General features: G+C 62.0%; 16 protein-coding genes. 9 read left to right on the forward strand and 7 right to left on the reverse strand.

All coding sequences use genetic code 11. From position 1 onward, the window contains the following. The 3 genes from BRA62_RS10765 to BRA62_RS10775 form a co-directional block, all read left to right on the forward strand. The coding region (locus BRA62_RS10765; protein WP_292366571.1) for a Coenzyme F420 hydrogenase/dehydrogenase, beta subunit C-terminal domain at positions 1-953 on the forward strand (953 nt) is incomplete at its 5' end. 215 nt (positions 954-1,168) lie between these two features. Beyond that, entirely contained in the window at positions 1,169-3,235 is a 2,067-nt protein-coding gene (gene fdhF, locus BRA62_RS10770; RefSeq protein WP_292366572.1) for a formate dehydrogenase subunit alpha, read from the forward strand. A gap of 2 nt (positions 3,236-3,237) precedes the next feature. Then, positions 3,238-4,476, forward strand: a complete 1,239-nt coding sequence (locus tag BRA62_RS10775) for a Coenzyme F420 hydrogenase/dehydrogenase, beta subunit C-terminal domain (protein ID WP_292366573.1) — start codon at positions 3,238-3,240, stop codon at positions 4,474-4,476. Between the two features lie 639 nt (positions 4,477-5,115). On the opposite strand, the gene BRA62_RS10780 is transcribed toward BRA62_RS10775, so the two are convergent. Both BRA62_RS10780 and BRA62_RS10785 read right to left on the reverse strand, forming a co-directional pair. Further along, a complete protein-coding gene (locus BRA62_RS10780) occupies positions 5,116-5,610 on the reverse strand; it encodes a hypothetical protein (protein WP_292366574.1) in 495 nt (164 codons plus the stop codon). 176 nt (positions 5,611-5,786) lie between these two features. Further along, positions 5,787-6,758 carry a DUF1616 domain-containing protein gene (locus BRA62_RS10785; RefSeq protein WP_292366575.1) on the reverse strand — a complete coding sequence of 324 codons (972 nt, stop codon included), beginning with the start codon at positions 6,756-6,758 and terminating at the stop codon, positions 5,787-5,789. Positions 6,759-6,952: 194 nt separating this feature from the next. On the opposite strand from BRA62_RS10785, the gene BRA62_RS10790 reads away from it, so the two are divergent. Beyond that, positions 6,953-7,513, forward strand: coding sequence for an archaellin/type IV pilin N-terminal domain-containing protein (locus tag BRA62_RS10790; protein WP_292366576.1), 561 nt, complete (start codon positions 6,953-6,955; stop codon positions 7,511-7,513). Positions 7,514-7,547: 34 nt separating this feature from the next. Continuing rightward, entirely contained in the window at positions 7,548-8,114 is a 567-nt protein-coding gene (locus BRA62_RS10795) for a flagellin (protein ID WP_292366577.1), read from the forward strand. Here the strand turns inward: BRA62_RS10795 and BRA62_RS10800 are convergent. From BRA62_RS10800 to BRA62_RS10810, 3 genes are all read right to left on the reverse strand, one after another. Then, positions 8,098-8,220, reverse strand: a complete 123-nt coding sequence (locus tag BRA62_RS10800) for a hypothetical protein (RefSeq protein ID WP_292366578.1) — start codon at positions 8,218-8,220, stop codon at positions 8,098-8,100. The two genes, BRA62_RS10795 and BRA62_RS10800, sit on opposite strands and share 17 nt — an antisense overlap. Before the next feature lie 27 nt (positions 8,221-8,247). After that, entirely contained in the window at positions 8,248-8,796 is a 549-nt protein-coding gene (locus tag BRA62_RS10805; RefSeq protein WP_292366579.1) for a metal-dependent hydrolase, read from the reverse strand. 114 nt (positions 8,797-8,910) lie between these two features. Beyond that, positions 8,911-10,767, reverse strand: a complete 1,857-nt coding sequence (locus BRA62_RS10810) for an ABC transporter ATP-binding protein (RefSeq protein ID WP_292366580.1) — start codon at positions 10,765-10,767, stop codon at positions 8,911-8,913. A gap of 173 nt (positions 10,768-10,940) precedes the next feature. On the opposite strand from BRA62_RS10810, the gene BRA62_RS10815 reads away from it, so the two are divergent. Continuing rightward, the gene (locus tag BRA62_RS10815; protein WP_292366581.1) at positions 10,941-11,708 is read left to right on the forward strand and encodes a DUF5518 domain-containing protein; all 768 of its coding nucleotides are present in this window, start codon (positions 10,941-10,943) and stop codon (positions 11,706-11,708) included. Between the two features lie 585 nt (positions 11,709-12,293). Here BRA62_RS10815 and BRA62_RS10820 read toward each other — a convergent pair. Together BRA62_RS10820 and BRA62_RS10825 are read right to left on the reverse strand one after the other, a co-directional pair. Beyond that, positions 12,294-13,328, reverse strand: a complete 1,035-nt coding sequence (locus BRA62_RS10820; RefSeq protein WP_292366582.1) for a 6-phosphofructokinase — start codon at positions 13,326-13,328, stop codon at positions 12,294-12,296. A gap of 1 nt (position 13,329) precedes the next feature. Then, positions 13,330-14,253, reverse strand: a complete 924-nt coding sequence (locus BRA62_RS10825; protein WP_292366583.1) for an aldolase — start codon at positions 14,251-14,253, stop codon at positions 13,330-13,332. Between the two features lie 293 nt (positions 14,254-14,546). Between BRA62_RS10825 and BRA62_RS10830 the strand changes: the two genes are divergently transcribed. Genes BRA62_RS10830 through BRA62_RS10840 form a run of 3 tightly spaced genes read left to right on the forward strand, consistent with a single transcriptional unit; the run spans position 14,547 to position 16,678 of the window. Next, on the forward strand, positions 14,547-15,224 hold the full coding sequence (locus tag BRA62_RS10830; RefSeq protein WP_292366584.1) for an amino acid ABC transporter permease: 678 nt from the start codon (positions 14,547-14,549) through the stop codon (positions 15,222-15,224). Between the two features lie 3 nt (positions 15,225-15,227). Continuing rightward, entirely contained in the window at positions 15,228-15,983 is a 756-nt protein-coding gene (locus BRA62_RS10835) for an amino acid ABC transporter ATP-binding protein (RefSeq protein WP_292366585.1), read from the forward strand. An 8-nt stretch (positions 15,984-15,991) separates the two neighbouring features. Next, positions 15,992-16,678 carry an amino acid ABC transporter permease gene (locus BRA62_RS10840; RefSeq protein WP_292366586.1) on the forward strand — a complete coding sequence of 229 codons (687 nt, stop codon included), beginning with the start codon at positions 15,992-15,994 and terminating at the stop codon, positions 16,676-16,678. Positions 16,679-16,881 lie beyond the last annotated feature (203 nt).

The following is a 16,881-nucleotide window of genomic DNA, read 5'->3' on the forward strand; positions in this document are numbered from 1 at the left end:
CAGAGACGGCAGGCTCGCTCCATTGCGGAACGCTCCTGCTCTCGAAACTGGTGAAGAATTACCTCGATAACAACAAGACCGCAAAGCTTGGTGTCACCGTCAAAGGCTGCGACACAATGGGCCTTATCGAGCTCGCGAAGCGGAATGCGGTCGATATGGATCGCCTCCTCCTGCTCGGTGTGAACTGCGGCGGCTCCGTCAGTCCGGTTCTGGCCCGCAAGATGATCGCCGACAAGTTCGAGGTCGACCCTGATGCGGTCCACAAAGAGGAGATCGACAAGGGCCAGTTCATCATCGAGTATGAGGGCGGTCATAAAGGGATCAAGATCGACGACCTCGAGGACGAGGGCTACGGCCGCCGCAGCAACTGCCGTCGGTGCCTCTACAAGGTCCCGCGCCAGGCGGACCTCGCCTGCGGCAACTGGGGCGTCATCGGGGAGAAAGCCGGTAACGCCACCTTCGTCGAGGTCTGCTCCGAGAAGGGAGCACAGCTTCTTGACGCAGCCGCAAAAGCCGGAGCCGTCGCCACGGAGCCCGCGAACCCGAAGGGTATCGAGATCCGCGGCAAGGTCGAGGGCGCCATGCTGAATCTCGGCAACAAGTGGCGGAAGAAGGACTTCGGGGCGCTCGCCTCCGACCTCTGGGGAACCATCGGCAGCGAGACCGGCCGGTGCATCAAGTGCTACTCCTGCATCGAGAACTGCCCGGTCTGCTTCCCGGTAGCGGACGAACTCAAAGGAAACTCCCGGATGATCACCTCAGGAGAGGTTCCGCCGAACCCGATGTTCCACCTGAGAAGGTTTGCGCACATCTCCGACTCCTGCATCAACTGCGGCCAGTGTGAAGAGCTCTGCCCGATGGATATCCCGCTTGCACTCTTCTCCCACGCCGTCAGGACCGAGGGCGACAGTGCGTTCGAGCCCAAACTCGGGAAGGCACCCTACACCAACTAACCCTTTTTTTGCATCCTGCGCAATTTGAGGGCGCATCTGGAAAAATTCCCGTCTTATACGCCAGAATGCGTGTTCAGACGAGGATTGCCGGTATTGTCTGGATCTCCCGGTGAGAAGCGTGCTGTAGCCCACACTTATTCCTCAAAAACGCACATGTTAATCACTACAATTAAATATGCCTAACCTCGAAATTTTATGTATCCGAGGTTTTAACCATGGATCTCAAGTATGTACAGACGACATGCCCGTACTGTGGTACGGGTTGCAGTTTCAACCTCGTTGTGAAGGACGGGAAGGTTGTCGGCACACAACCTTACAAGCGTTCTCCGGTCAACGAGGGAAAGGTCTGCCCCAAAGGGACCTACGCTCACGAGTTCGTGAACAGCCCGGACCGCCTCACAAAGCCGCTCATCAAGAAGGACGGCAAATTCGTCGAGGCGACCTGGGACGAGGCATACGACCTGATCGCACAGAAGTTCAAGTCGTACAAGCCCGATGAGATAGCCTGCCTCTCCTCAGCCCGTGTCTCGAACGAAGAGAACTACCTGCTGATGAAGCTGGCACGCGGCGTCTTCAAGACGCGGCACATCGACCACTGCGCCCGGCTCTGCCACGCGTCCACCGTAGCCGGCCTCGCCGCATCGTTCGGCTCAGGTGCGATGACCAACTCCATTCTCGACATCGCCGAGTCCAAGTGTGTCTTCATCATCGGGTCCAACACATTCGAGCAGCACCCGCTCATCGGCCGCAAGGTCATGCAGGCCAAGTTGAACGGCGGAAAACTCATCGTATTCGACCCGCGCTACACGCCGACCGCGAAGCAGGCGGATCTCTACGCATCCTTCTACTCCGGCACGGATGTGGCCATCCTCAACTGCCTGATGGGCGAGATCATCAGGAACGGATGGGAGGACAAGGAGTGGGTTTCGAAGCGTGCAAAGGGATACGAGGAACTCAAAGCGACCGTGCTCAAGGACGATTATCTCCCCGAAAACGTCGAGAAGATCTCCGGCATCTCCGCTGCGGATCTCAAGACCGCAGCCGAATGGATCGGTACCGCCGAATCCTCTGCGCTCCTCTACTCGATGGGCATCACCCAGCACACCGTCGGCGTCGACAACGTCAAGTCGACCGCAAACCTTCAGATGTTGACCGGAAACATCGGCAAGCGCGGCGGCGGCGTGAACGCACTCCGTGGCCAGAACAACGTGCAGGGCGCCTGCGACATGGGAGCGCTCCCGGTCGTCTTCACCGGCTACCAGAAGGTCATCGACGAGGCCGTCCACAAGAAGTTCGCCGACGCTTGGGGCTTCCCCGACGGCATCTGCGAGCCCAAGAACGGCTACGAAGTCACCGTCATGTTCAACGTCCTGACCGACAACCCCGGCGAACTCAAGGCGATGTACATCATGGGCGAGAACCCGATGCTCTCCGACCCGGACCTCAACCATGCAGAGCACGCACTCAAGAACCTCGAGTTCCTGGTCGTCCAGGACATCTTCCTGACCGAGACCGCCCAGCACGCGGACGTCGTGCTGCCCGCCACCTGCTACGCGGAGAAGGAAGGCACCCAGACCAGCACCGAGCGCCGTGTCCAGATGTGGCGCAAGGCCCAGGACCCGCCCGGCGAGGCAAAGGTCGACTGGCAGATCCTCTGCGAAGTGGCAGCCGCAATGGGCTACGCCGACCAGTTCCCCTACCAGAGCGCCGAGGAGATCTTCAACGAGATCGCCGCAGTTACCCCGTCTTACCATGGCATGAACTACGAGCGGTTGAGCAGGCCCGAAGCACTCCACTGGCCCTGCCCGTCCGAGGATCACCCCGGCACACCCATCCTGCACATCGGCAAGTGTTCGCACCCCGATGGAATGGGCGTGATGCACCCCATCGAGTGGAAACCCCCGGCGGAAGTTCCCGACGCCGAGTACCCCTACATCCTCACCACCGGACGCTGCATCTGGCACTGGCACACCGGGTCCATGACCCGCCGCTCCGCGACCCTCGATAACGAGGTTCCGACCGGCTGGATCGAGATCAACCCCGAGGATGCGAAGGCGCTCGGTATCCAGGACAAGGAGATGGTCCGTGCCGCCAGCCGCCGTGGCGAAGTCACAGTCGAAGCGAAAGTGACCGACGAGATCAAGAAGGGCGTCATGTTCATGCCGTTCCACTTCGCCGAGTGTGCAGCGAACAAACTGACGAACAACGCACTCGACCCGATCGCCAAGATCCCCGAGTTCAAGGCCTGTGCTGTGAAGGTCGAGAAGATTACGGAGGCCTGAAGATGGCAGCAAAAGGAGACATGGTCTACGCATGGGCAGCCGACGCCGCCTGCCAGGAGAAGGGCGAGTGTGGTGGGGCGGTCACCGCTCTGCTGACGCACGCGCTTGAGTCCGGCATGGTGGACGCTGTCCTTGCCATCAAGAAGGGACAGGACATCTACGACGCCGTCCCCACACTCATCACCGACCCCGCCGAGATCGCAGAGACGGCAGGCTCGCTCCACTGCGGAACGCTCCTGCTCTCGAAACTGGTCAAGAAGTACCTGGAAGGCGCCGAGGACATGCGGATCGCCATGCCGGTGAAAGGCTGCGACGCTATGGGTCTCTATGAGCTCGCGAAGCGCAACCAGGTCAACCTGGACAACGTCCTGATGATCGGCCTCAACTGCGGCGGTTCCGTCAGCCCGGTCTTGGCCCGCAAGATGATCGCCGAGAAGTTCGACGTTGACCCCGATTCGGTCGTCAAGGAAGAGATCGACAAGGGCCAGTTCATCATTGTGACCGAGGACGGCCAGCACAAGGGCATCTCGATGGACGAGCTCGAGGAAGAAGGCTACGGCCGCCGCAGCAACTGCCGCCGCTGCAAGATGAAAGTCCCGCGCCAGGCGGACCTCGCCTGCGGCAACTGGGGTGTCATCGGCGACCAGGCCGGCAAGGCCACGTTCGTCGAGGTCTGCTCCGAGAAGGGTGCAAACCTCCTCGATGGTGCCGTGAAGGCAGGAGCCCTCAAGACCGGTGCCGCGAACCCGAAGGGTATCGAGATCCGCGGCAAGGTCGAGAACGCGATGCTGAAGCTCGGCGACAAGTGGCGGAAGAAGGACTTCGAGGAGCTCGGCGAGGGTAAGGAACGCCTCCAGAAGATCATGGACGCGACAAGCCGGTGCATCAAGTGCTACGCCTGCATCGAGAACTGTCCGATCTGCTACTGCGTCGAGTGCAGCACGAAGAAGTCCTACCTGGTCACGCCCGGTCAGGTCCCGCCGCCCTTCATGTTCCACCTGATCCGCTACGCCCACATCTCGGACTCGTGTATCAACTGCGGCCAGTGCGAGGAGAACTGCGCGATGGATATCCCGAACGCGCTCTACATGCACGCTCTGCAGGTCGACCTCCAGGAGATGTTCGGCCACACCCCGGGTGTGGACATGGAACTCCCGGTGCTCGCGCTCGTCGAAGAACAGACCGAACGCAAGCGGCTCTCCGACACCGGCGACGACCAGATCTTCAACATCTTCGAGTAAGGGAAATCCCTCCCTCTTTTTTGACAGGTTACGGCCGGTTAGCTGCGACTCTGGCGGTGGCGGGACATTTACTGGCAAATGTGGATTCGGGTGTGCTCCTCTAGCCACGAGAGACGTGATATCTGCATAGTTGCTGGCAACCCGGTTCATGCGATCCCTCACTGGCACGGATTTCAAGGGTGTTCCGGACGTCACGTCCATCGCACTTCGCACCTTTCGGTGCTCGAGCTCCGTTCCTCGCACCTGGCGGTGCTCACGTTCGCTTTCGCTCACGCCTCGAAACCCTGCGGGTTTCTCGAACTCCGTCCTTCGGACAGTCGTTCCTACCGAAACGTCGCCAGTCCAAGACCTTCGGTCTTTTCCAGCGATGTCCCATATGGGCATCGCCTATCGCCATGACTGCCCCCGCCCCGAGGTGTGGGGTGCGATGCTCTGAAAGAGCGGAGCATGAGCACCGAAGGTGCGCAGCCCCCACGGTCCACTGCATTGGGCTTGTTCATGTTCTGCGAACCGTCGCAACTCGAATTCCAGACAGTCACACGCCCTTCAATTACGATCTCCGGAGTCAGAACAGGGTTTCAACAATGCCACTTTTTGGTCAACGAAGGTTTTCGTGCGGAAAAAAAGAGATGATCCCGTTCACGGAACCGTGTGAGAGAGGGGCGGAATGGCGCTCTGATCGGAGAAGGTCTCCTCGTGGCCGTCAGGGAACCGGACCACCGTCAGAGCCGGGGAGAAGTCGGTCTCGATCAGCGGTGCGAACCAGTAGCCGTCGAGTATCTCCTGCGCCCCGGTGAAGTCGAGGCCCGGCGTCGAGTAGACCTTCCCGTCATCGGCATCGGCAATCTCTGCAAACTCCTGGACGGAGAACGCGGCGGTGTCGCTCTCGGCCGAGGCCACTGTTACAGGAACCCCGAGTTCGTTCTCGAGCGCGGACTTCAGTTCCTGCTCCGGGTCGGTAATCTTGAGGAAGACGGCGATCGTCTCGATCCACGAGAGGGTGTAGTTAAAGGTGATCTCCGCACCCCCGTCCTCTTCCACGACAATAACAAGATTGTTTGCACTAAAAGCCCCGGCCGGTGCCGCCATAAGCGCCAGAATCAGGAGGGAGGCGACCAGAATTTCGCGTCTCATTCGTGTACCTCAAACAGCCATACGCCGTCTGCATGGATAAATATTTGGAAGAAGCCTGCCCTATCTCACGGCATCTTCCAGCCGCTCCATCCACAGGCGGCGGGCGGGAGACCCGGCCCGGACCACGGGGGCCGCGTCCCTTGAGTCCCTCTCCCTGCAGGCATCCCTGCCCCGCATCAATGCACTCGCAACCAGAGGTGCAGGTCGCGGTAACCGGCGCTGGTAAGGTTGGTTTCGGGAATGTCTTCGGGGGGTGTCCCCGTAAAGAGGAGGAACTCGATCCTGTTTGTATCCGAATCCATGATCCTGAAGGTGTAGGGCTGCTCCACTGTCCGGTTATGCGGCACCGTGACGGCGAACCGGTCCAGAAGCGTCGCCGAGATGATCGTCGACTGGTTTGTCGCGTTATCGAACCTGCTCTCTACGGCAAACGTCTCCACCGTGTAGGTGATGTCCCGGTACTCGTGGTTCCCGATCCCCATGATGACCGTCTGCGGCGTTCCGGCCATGAACTCGGTCGGATAATCGGCAGCCTTCCCCTTCGGCCCGAGGATGTAAAATTCGGTGAACTTCTCGCCCTCTTTCGGGACCACGACGATGAAGACCGTCGTCGCGACGGCCACGAGGACGGCGGCAACGAGGACGATGCTCAAGACCCGGTCGGTCCGGGACACGGAACCGCCGGTGAACTCCTCTTTCATCGCGGCGAGGTATGTGCCGGCCGGGACGGTGAAGCGGCTCTCTTCGGGCAGTTCGCGGCGCCGGAACTGAGCGATGAGACCGATGACGAGGCTGAATACCACGAGAGTGACGGCGATTGGGTCGAGCCGGATACCCCAGGGCGTATAGTTGAGCGCGAGGCCGAGGAGCGGCACGATTGCGATGGAAAGTCCAATCGACAGGGCAACACGCTCTATTCCATCAAGGTCGCCCCTTGCCGGGAAGAGAGCCGCGACCAGAAGGTAGCCGGGGATGAAGAGGATGAACGGCAGGACAAAAACCACGCGAAGGGGACTCTCGCTGACGACCGGGGCGTAAAAACCGACAAGAGCGAGGAAGATCCAAAGGTAAATGCTCTTTAAGTCCAGCGGGATGGTGCGGGGATTAAGGGAACTGATGAAAAGCCCTGCGGTGGTTTCCGACGTCATTCTGTTACCCCATAAAAACGCATGCTATAAATATGTTCTCCGGGAGGCGACTCCTGCCGCGCCAACGGGCGGGAGTCCCGGGAAGGGTTCCGTTTCGGGTCCCCCTCCGCCGGGGTCCGTGAGCGGCGCATTTGCCCTTACGCTCCGGGAAAGATCAGCATCTTTTAATCGAAGTGCGACTAACCCGCAATCATATGCCCCGGGAAGACAGGGACGAAGAGGCTTTTACGGGACTTGAGGCGGCCATCGTCTTCATCGCCTTCATCGTCGTCGCATCGGTCTTCGCATACGCCGTTCTCGGGGTGGGGATGACCACATCGCAGAAGAGCCAGGAGACGATGCATGCCGCCCTCGGCGAAGCCGGGTCCGCCCTCCGCCCGGGGTACACGGTCATCGCCAAACTGGACAACGATCAGGGTAACCTTGAGTTTATAGAATTCGACCTTGAGGCCGCGACCGATCTCGCCGTAATCGATATGGGACGCATGACCTATACCGTCGCCACAAAGGAGGCCCTTGTCACGTTTCCCCCCGGCGACCCCGACGTAACCGTAACCTGGCGGTGTCGGAGAGATGCCGGAGACTTCCTAGAAAAGGGCGAGGTCGTCACGGTAAAACTGATGATGGGTGCCGTGGGCATCCGGCGGGGGGATACGTTTACCCTCGAGGTGACCGCGGCAGAAGGCGCGACCGTTTCATTGACCAGAACAGTTCCCGCGGGCGTTGAGAAGAATGTCTACCTCGAACTCTTCTGAGTCGGCGGGCCCTGCGGGCCCTGAAAGCCGGGGTTTGCCGGAGACCGGATTCACCGGGCTTGAGGCGGCGATCGTGCTCATCGCGTTCGTCGTCGTTGCAGCCGTATTTGGCTACGTCGTTCTGGGGGCGGGTATTCTCTTCTCAGAGGAGAGCCGGTCCACCGTCCATCAGGGCATCCATGAGGCAGGATCGAGTGTCACCCTGACCGGTGCTGTCTACGGCGCCAGCAACACTCGCGAATACATCGATTTTGTTATCATTCCGGTCGGGCTCACGGCCGGCAGCGAGCCGATCGATATCACCACGATATCTGTCCGTTTTATCGGCCTCACACACAGGGAGATGATTGCCCAGAACGTACCCCTCATCGACGTCTCTCCCGAACGCGGGAAGTGGAGCGTCCAGGAGCGGTTCAATGCCGACTCCGACATTCTTCTCGAGGCCGGGGAGCAGTACGTGTTGAACATTTCACCGAATGTCAGGACCGATTGCATGCCGTACCGATCGTTCGCCGTCGAGATCAAACCGGCGGGGAGGGCGGCGCTCCGGGTGGAGAGGACGGTGCCGGGCAGCATCACCCCGATCACCCGGCTTGACTGACGGCTTTATTGGCGCACAGGTACTCCCGGTGCCTGATCGCGGCGATCGTCCCGACGGCTCCCACCGCTGCAAGCAGCAGATAATCCTCCGGCCCCGCGCCGGTCATCAGGATGCTCTCCTGGATACCGGCAGCCTAGGCATAGAGGGAGACAAGGGCGAGGATTCCCACCAGCGGGATGGAGACGCGGACGATTGCCGCGGCAATGCCGGGGCCCGGGCCCCGGCAGGCGGCGAGGGCGATCCCGACAGATGCGGCGAGGAATATCCATTCCGAGAGCGAAAAAACCTCGGCCAGGATGGCATTGCCGAAGTAGTCGTTGAACTCGTATGGTTCATACGGGCCGAGGAGCGGGAAGTACCAGGTGACGGGCATCGCCCACATCGCGTCGAGGACCTGGTGAGAGAGTACGCCCCCCGCGACAGCAAGGAGCGCGAACGATTGGCGTCGCCGCTCGAGGACGATGCCAGCCATGAGCAGGAGCGTGAGGAAGAGCAGCCCGTGCCCGAATATCCGCCCGGAATTGAGGGACCCCCCAAGAAGGACGTGGCCCACCGGTTTATCGAGCAGGTCGGGGAGGACGGCCCCGAGAGCGCAGAAGCCGATGAGCCGCCGGTCATCCAGGTGTCTGGCGATTGCGAGGCCCAGGACGAGGCCGAGGAACAGGTGGCAGGCAATGAACACTTTTCATAATGATGCTGCCGATCGATTATAATCCTGCTGCTCACGAAGATACCGGTCCCGACAGCCATGCCGCGGGCGTGTGTCGCCGCATCCGGTGAGTCTGCGGCCGGACGCTCAGGGGGCGGTGGACCGGCCGGGGAGGAGGGAGGTGCGGTCGGTGTCAGGTTGTACTGGAGAATCCGTTCCCCGGCATTCCCGCACCCGTCCGCCTTCGATCGTAAGGACTCGGTCGGCCAGTTCCAGGAGCGACGGGCGGTGGGAGACGAGGATGGTCGTCCGGTCCCGGACCAGGAGCCGGAGCGTCCGGCGGATCTGGTCCTCGGTCTGCATATCCAGCGCCGATGTGGGCTCGTCGAGGATGAGGATGGGCGCACCCTTCAGGAACGCCCGGGCGATGGCTACCCGTTGCCGCTGGCCGACGGAGAGCTGGGTCCCGCGCTCACCGACGATTGTCAGGTATCCGTCCGGGAACCGCATGATGTCGTCGTGGATCTGTGCTTTCCGGGCGGCTTCTACGACGTCCTCGAAGGTGGCCTCAGGCCTGCTGTAGCGGATGTTCTCCTCGATGGAGGTGTGGAAGAGGAAGAGATCCTGCGAGACGATCGAGATCTGCCGCCGCAGCCACCGGGGGTCGAGCGATGCGAGGTCGCGGTTATCAAGCGTGATCGTGCCTTCCTGCGGCGCAAAGGCCCGGAGGATCAGGTTGATCAGTGTCGTCTTTCCGGCACCGGTTCGCCCGACGACGGCGACCACCTCGCCGGGACGGGCGACGAAGTTCACGTCGGAGAGGACCGGTTCGGACGCTGTGTAGCCGAACCGGACACCGGAGAACTCGATCCGGCCCTGCACCGTGGCGGGCACAATCCCGCCGGTGCCGGGGGCGGCGCCTGCTTCGCCGTGTATCCGGAAGAGTTCGCGCAGGCGGGCGGCGGACGTGAGCGCGGGCTGCATGACGACGGGAAAGGCGAAGAAGGTGTTGACGGTGGGAGCGAACGTCACGATATAGACCGCGAAGGCGACGAAATCCCCCACGGTCATGGCGCCGGCGAGCACCTCGTTCCCGCCGAACCAGAAGACGGCGATCAGCATGAGCGACATCGTGCCGATCCTGAAGTACTCCGAGAACGCCGAGAGCATCGTGTTTTTGATCCGGGCATCGACCATGTTCCGAAGCGTCCCGGAGACCCTGTGCACCTCCCGGTCCTCAGCGGCGTGCGACTTTACGGTGTCGATGCCGGAGATCACCTCCTGGAGGTCCCGCGAGACGTAGGCCTGCCGTTCGCGCTCCCGGTGGGTGGCGACACGAATCCGCCGGATAAAGACGGCGTTGACCAGCAGGTAGAGCGGGATGAAGGCGACGGCGACGAGGGTGAGCCTGAGGTTCAGGATCCAGAGGATGGCGAAGGTGAAAGTGACGTAGAGGGCGTTCGAGACGATCTGGGGGAGGTACTGGGAGACGGTGTACTGCAGGATCTGGACGTCGTCGGAGAGGCGGGACATGACGTAGCCGGTCTGCTGCGACTTGAAGTACGAGAGCGGGAAGCTCAGGACGTGCTCGACGAGGGTGGTCTGGAGGTTGAAGGCGTAGCCTTCCCGGAACCGGGCGGTCCAGTAGTTCCGGAGGAGATCCATGCCGCCGGTGAAGAGCCCGAGCACCAGGAGGGCGGCGATGAGGGCGTTGAGCGACGAGAGGAGCCCGCCGGCACCTGCAATAAGTGTATCGGGGGTCGGGGCCTCCCCGAGCAGGATGTTGTCGATGAAGAACTTGATGCTGAGGGGGAGGACCGCCTTTGCGGCTGCAACGAGAGCCGTCGCCACGAGGGCCAGCACGCCCAGGGTCCAGATCGGCCGGCCGAACCGGAGGAAGAAGGCAAGGTCGGAGAACCGGAGGTCCCTTCTCGCCGTCACCGGCTGCTGCATGATATCCCGGGTGAAGGCGACGGTGCGCCGGCAGTAGTCTGTGATGCTCATGGTTACAGTCCGGTTGCGGAGCGGCGAGTCTGAGGCCGGACCCCGGAGGGTCGCTCTCCGGTTTCCCGCCACGTCTCCGTTGCAGTTCCATGCCCGCCCTGCCGTATAATACCTGCGCTCCGGCGGCCGGGGCAAACCAGAAAGGATAACGTATGAGGGGGCGAGATCCCCGTATGGAGCTCTGTGCCGTCGGCGAACGCTTTTTCGGGGCGGTTGTGGGAGCGGTGGCGATCGGTGCGGTCTTTCTCCTCGGTCGGCTGGAGTTTCTCCCGGATCCGGTGATGACGGTGGCGTTCCTCTTCGGCGGGGGACTCGTTGCCGGGCTCCTCACCCCGGGAACGATCAGGGACGGCGCCATTGCCGGAGCCGTGTGCGGGGTGCTCGTGGCCCTGCTTGCAGCCTCCTTGATGACCCTCATGAGTCTGGTGGAGAGCAGTCCGCAGTATCCCCCGTCCTGGATGACCTTCGGCTTCTACGCTCTGATCCTCACGGCGCTCCTCCTCCCCTACAACGCCGTCGGCGGGGCGGCCGGGACGGCGGTGCGAAACGGGGTCCGGAGAGGCGGCACCGGGGCGGGCGAACGGGGCCGGTGGATCGGCATCGGCATCGGCACGGCCGTCATCGCCGGGTCGTCTCTCCTCGTTGCCTTTCTCGGCCCCTTAGTTATAGCTCCCCCGCTTGTCGGTGGGTTCATCGCAGGTTATTCCACGAAGGGAGGGGCGCAAGACGGCCTCGAGGCCGGGCTTGTCGCGGCGCTCTTCGGGACCGGCCTTTTCCTGATTCCATTCCTCTGGACCGCGTCGCATGCTGAGGGGTTCGTCGCCGGGCTCGCGGGGATGGCCGCGGTCGCCCTAGGACTGCTCTTCCCTCTCCTCGGGACCGCCGCCGGGGTTGCCGGGGCGGTTGCGCGGGATGCGACGGACGGGACGTCTGGAGCATGAGAAAACCGCAGGTCTTCGACTTGCGATGCGTGCCCCGCCAGGGGCAGGCGGAGTTTGAGCCCGCAGGTGCTTGGGGCACGACTGTCGGGACGGTAGGAACCTGATAAGATCAGAGGTATCCGTCGGGAGACAGGGGAGGGGGACTCGTCCCCCTCGCACCTAACGGTGCTCAAGCTCGCTACGCTCGCACTCCCCGTCAGCCTCTCCCCCAGACGCGATAGCCACCACGGTCCACTGTACCGGGACAAGCTCCGAGGGATAAAGAGTCCAAAAATCTTAAGTATTCATGTTCCTGGGCATGAACTACCATGAATATCGGCACGCACTGCCCCTGCGCCGGGGGGCGGTAGAAATGGCTGTTTGCAGGGTGTGATGGCCCGGAGGGTGCGACGTTCCAACGAACGACTGTCCGTAGGACAGGAGTTCGAGAAGACTGAAGGTCTTTGAGGGACGGAACACGAGCACTGTTAGGCGGGAGACAGGCGTTCGAGAGGTCGTCAGATCTTGAAGAATGGATTTTGGGCGCCGAAAGTGTGCATGAGGAGCGCGAAGCACGGACGGGGGGGTTCTAACGAGAGGCCCCCATCACCCCCCGTAAAATATGCTCGCGATCTTGTAGAGATCCATATCCACCGTCTTGAGGTTCGCCACCGCTTCCTCGAGCGGGACCGCGACGATATCGTCCCCCCGGAGTGCGACCATCTTCCCGAAGTCTTTCTCCTTGATGAGGTCCGCCGCCGCCACCCCGAACCGGGTCGCGAGAACCCGGTCGTGCGCCGTCGGAGAACCGCCGCGCTGGATGTGCCCGAGCACCGTCACCCGCACCTCCATATCGAGCCGCTTTTCGAGCTCGTCGCGCAGGAAGTTCCCGACGCCGCCGAGCGTCACGTGGCCGAACTCGTCCGTCCTGGCGGACTGTGCGATCGCCTCCGCCATCCCCTTCGGCTGGGCGCCCTCGGCGACCACGACGATGCTGAACTTCTTCCCCCGCTCGTAGCGCGCCCGGAGGTGGTGGGTGACCTCGTCGAGATCGAACGGGATCTCCGGAATGAGGATCTCGTCGGCTCCACCCGCGATCCCGGCCACGGTCGCGATCCATCCGGCGTGCCGGCCCATCACCTCCACCACCATGACCCGGTGGTGCGACTCCGCCGTCGTGTGGAGGCGGTCGATCGCCTCAGTGACGGTTGCGACTGCGGTGTCGAACCCGAAGGTGTAATCGGTCGCGCCGACATCGTTGTCGATGGTCTTGGGGACCCCCACCACCGGGACACCTATCTTCGAGAGTTTGTTCGCGACACCGAGGGTATCCTCGCCGCCGATCGCAACGATCGCGTCGATCCCGAACTTCCTGATGTTGTCGCGCAACCGCTGGACGTCGGCCTCGTTCTTGAAGGGGTTCGTCCGCGACGTCCCGAGGATCGTCCCGCCCTTCGGGAGGATCCCGGTCACCGAGTAATCGGTGAGCGGCTCGACGTTCCCGGCGACCAGCCCGAGCCATCCGTCCCGGATCCCGATCGCGTCGAACCCGTGCTTCGCTCCCGTCCGCACGACCGCCCGGATCACCGCGTTCAGGCCCGGGCAGTCGCCTCCTCCCGTCAGTATGCCGACCGTCGTCATCCTAACACCTGCCTCCCATGCAGATCTCGTTTGCCTCCTCCACGCTCGCATCGTCGAGGGTGATCGCCGATATCGCGTTGCAGAACCGGACGGCCTCATCAAGCGACCGTTGATGGATGTTCCTGCCGGTCGCGTTCCCGACCGTGCCGCCGATATGGATCTGATCGTGGAGCTGCTGCAGGAACTCCGGCATATCGGCATGCGACCCGCCTGCACAGACGACACCGGTCCTGCCCGCGGCCGCTACCGCTTCCCGGAGCAGCGCAGCATCGGCCGATTTACCAACCTTAGGCGGGTTCACCTTCGCAAAATCGCTCCCGAGGGTCGCCGCGACGCCCGCCGCGCCCGCGATCAGGTGCGGGTCCCGCTCGTCTTTGACCGCCTTGCCCCGGGGATACATCCAGAGCACGGTGACGAGACCGTTCTGGTGCGCGTTGTTGACGATCTGGGCCGCCTGGAAGAGCATCATCGCCTCGTACTCGCTCCCGAGGTAGACCGTGTAGCCGACGCCGAGGATCGAGAGTCCCGTCCGGTCCCGGAGGTCGACGACCTGCCGGACGAGGTGGAGCTCCGAACTGAGCGGGTCGCGCTGGGAGGTCCCGACCAGGTTGGTCTTGGAGTTGAGCTTGACGAGGTACGGCACGTCCCGGTAATCCCCGCCGTACCGGGCGATCATCCCGAGTTGCGTTGCAAATACCCCGATCCTCGCCCGGCTCGCGATCCGGAAGAGGTGTTCGGGATCGGCGTCATCGGGATGGATGCCTTCACCGAAGAAGTCATTGTTGAGGTGCTCGATCTTCTGATCCCCGGCAAAGAGCATCAACCTCCCGGTGCCGTGCGTAATCGTCCGATAATTCTCCCGGTACCTCTCCTGCTCCTCTGGGGGCACATCGAGAGGGATCCTGATATCGGGTGCAGGTGGCATACTCCTTTCCTCCCCATCCCCACATACTTAAGTGTTGCTGGAGGCCCGGGAGAACGGTGTGGAGTGATGAGCCGGATGCCGGGGGCACCGGGTATCCGGCGTAAGTTCCATACCGGGACGTGGCGGGATCCTTCGTGGAGAGAAAAGAGTATGTCGCCGCCGGCGGTCATTGTCCTCGATTGAGGGGGATTTAACAACGTTTATTTTGCTCTCCGTCAGAATCATTTCGTAGAGTACCCGGCACTGTTCGTCCGGCTGAAAACGGCGCCGCACAATGATTCAGGGATAGCCAAATGGATGTTCTGTTAATCCTTATCGACTGGTTTCCATATCTTCTTTCAGGTGTTGCCGCTACCCTCGGCCTTGTTCTCGCCGCCCTCGTCCTTGGCCTCCTTCTCGGGCTGCCCATGGCGCTCGGCCAGGTCTACGGCTCCCGGCCGGTACGCTGGGTCGTCAGTGTCTACGTCTGGTTCTTCAGGGGCCTCCCCATCCTTGTCCTGCTCTTCCTCTTCTGGTTCGGCATATTCCCCGGGCTCGGGCTCGGTAATCTCTCGGCATTCGTCGTCGGAGCGGTCGTGCTGGGCCTCCGTGGTGCGGCATATCAGTCCCAGATCTTCCGGGGAGCCATCCTGTCGGTCGGGGAAGGGCAGATGATTGCGGCGCGATCTCTCGGAATGAGCCGGCTCACCGCCATCCGTTCCGTCATCCTCCCCCAGGCGATGCGCATCGCTCTGCCCGGGTGGTCGAACGAGTATCCCAACATCCTGACCGACTCGGCAGTCTGCTACGCGATCGGAGTCGTCGAACTGCTCACCATTACCTCAAGGATCGTCACGCAGACCCACATAACGATGCCCATCTATCTCACCGCGGCGGGGATATTCATCATCTTAAACTACGGGGGCCTCAAAGCCCTGCACAGGCTTGAAAAGAGGATAGCAATCCCGGGATTCGGAACCGGAGCGATGTAGAGCATGAACAACAACGACATTGTGTTGAGAGTCGAGGACATCCACAAGTCCTTCGGGGGCAACGAGGTGTTGCGGGGGGTCTCGTTCGACGTCCGGCGGGGCGAGACGAAGGTCTTCATCGGCCCCTCCGGGACGGGAAAGAGCACGCTTCTCCGGTGCATCAACCAGCTGACGCCGCCCGACTGCGGAAATGTCTGGCTCGACGGTGAGGAGGTCACGAACTCGGGGGCGCGGATCAACTACTTCCGGCAGAAGATCGGGATGGTTTTCCAGAACTTCTTCCTCTTCGACCACCTCACCGCGCTCAAGAACGTCGAACTGGCGCTCCTGAAGGTCAGGGGTATGGGGAAGGCGGAGGCGCGCGAAAAAGCCCTCACCGAACTCCGGCAGGTCGGGATGGAGGATTGGGCCGACCACTACCCGGCCGAGCTCTCGGGCGGCCAGGCCCAGCGGGTATCCATCGCCCGGGCGCTCGCCATGGACCCGGACGTCATCCTCTTCGACGAACCGACGTCCGCGCTCGATCCCGAACTGACCCGCGAGGTGCTGGAGGTCATGAAGAAACTGGCCCGCGAGGGGATGACGATGCTCGTCGTCACCCACGAGATGGGGTTTGCCTGTTCTGTTGCAAACGAGGTCCTCTTCATGGAGAACGGCGTGGTTGCCGAGCAGGGGTCACCGGACCTGCTCCTGCATGACCCGCGGTTCACCCGGATGAAGGACTTCATCGGCCGGATCGATTCCCGGATGGAGGACTGAGGAGCGGCATGGACCAGTCGGTCTTCATCTTTGAGATCCTCCTCCCGGCGCTGATGCAGGGGCTGGTCGTAACCCTGCAGCTGATCGTGTGCTCCGCCCCGTTCGGCCTCGCGCTCGGGATCGCCGTTGCGGTGGGGAGGCAGTACGGCAACCCCGTTATATCCTGGATCTGCAAGACGTTCGTCTTCCTCATCAAGGGCACGCCGCTCCTCCTGCTCCTCTTCATCCTCTACTTCGGCCTCCCGGCGATCGGGATCACCTTCACCGCGTTCGTGGCGTCGGTGGTCGGGTTTATCCTCTGCAACGGGGCGTATAATGCCGAGTACATCCGGGGCGCCCTCATATCGATCAAGGACGGCCAGATGGTCGCCGCCCAGGCGCTCGGGATGACCCGGTGGCAGGCGATCAGAAACGTTATCCTCCCGCAGGCGCTCCGCCGGGCGATACCGGGACTTTCGAACGAGTTCATCTACCTGATCAAGTACTCGTCGCTCGCGTACATGCTCACGGTGATCGAGCTCTCCGGGGCGGGGAAACTGGTGGCGACGAAGTACTTCACCTACACGGAGTCGTTTGCGGTCGTCGGCGTCATCTACCTCGTGCTGGTGACGATCACGACCGCCGCCGTCAGTATTCTGGAAAAAAGGGTGGCCGTCCCCGGAACGACCAGAGCCGCCACCGCGGCTCAGTTGTGATTTTTTGAAAACGGTCCCTTTTTGGGTTCCGGGAGGGTCTCAAGCAGCCCGATGTGGGAATGAGCGAGGGGTCCTGTCCGGGCATCTTGTCTATTGTCACTCACATCTTTGGTGTTTGTGTTCCTGTCTTTCAATTGTGGGGGTTGTGACTTGTGGAAAGGCTGGAACTGTGAAAAACCCCGTACACTGGACCGTGGGAATAT

The sequence above is a fragment of the Methanoculleus sp. UBA208 genome, from assembly GCF_002498065.1.
Classification (GTDB): domain Archaea; phylum Halobacteriota; class Methanomicrobia; order Methanomicrobiales; family Methanoculleaceae; genus Methanoculleus.

Excerpts from the sequence above, each read along its gene's own strand:
- fdhF (WP_292366572.1), top strand. The coding sequence starts at position 1,169 with ATGGATCTCAAGTATGTACAGACGACATGCCCGTACTGTGGTACGGGT.
- BRA62_RS10775 (WP_292366573.1), top strand. The coding sequence starts at position 3,238 with ATGGCAGCAAAAGGAGACATGGTCTACGCATGGGCAGCCGACGCCGCC.
- BRA62_RS10780 (WP_292366574.1), bottom strand. The coding sequence starts at position 5,610 with ATGAGACGCGAAATTCTGGTCGCCTCCCTCCTGATTCTGGCGCTTATG.
- BRA62_RS10785 (WP_292366575.1), bottom strand. The coding sequence starts at position 6,758 with ATGACGTCGGAAACCACCGCAGGGCTTTTCATCAGTTCCCTTAATCCC.
- BRA62_RS10790 (WP_292366576.1), top strand. The coding sequence starts at position 6,953 with ATGCCCCGGGAAGACAGGGACGAAGAGGCTTTTACGGGACTTGAGGCG.
- BRA62_RS10800 (WP_292366578.1), bottom strand. The coding sequence starts at position 8,220 with ATGACCGGCGCGGGGCCGGAGGATTATCTGCTGCTTGCAGCGGTGGGA.
- BRA62_RS10810 (WP_292366580.1), bottom strand. The coding sequence starts at position 10,767 with ATGAGCATCACAGACTACTGCCGGCGCACCGTCGCCTTCACCCGGGAT.
- BRA62_RS10815 (WP_292366581.1), top strand. The coding sequence starts at position 10,941 with ATGGAGCTCTGTGCCGTCGGCGAACGCTTTTTCGGGGCGGTTGTGGGA.
- BRA62_RS10820 (WP_292366582.1), bottom strand. The coding sequence starts at position 13,328 with ATGACGACGGTCGGCATACTGACGGGAGGAGGCGACTGCCCGGGCCTG.
- BRA62_RS10825 (WP_292366583.1), bottom strand. The coding sequence starts at position 14,253 with ATGCCACCTGCACCCGATATCAGGATCCCTCTCGATGTGCCCCCAGAG.
- BRA62_RS10830 (WP_292366584.1), top strand. The coding sequence starts at position 14,547 with ATGGATGTTCTGTTAATCCTTATCGACTGGTTTCCATATCTTCTTTCA.
- BRA62_RS10835 (WP_292366585.1), top strand. The coding sequence starts at position 15,228 with ATGAACAACAACGACATTGTGTTGAGAGTCGAGGACATCCACAAGTCC.
- BRA62_RS10840 (WP_292366586.1), top strand. The coding sequence starts at position 15,992 with ATGGACCAGTCGGTCTTCATCTTTGAGATCCTCCTCCCGGCGCTGATG.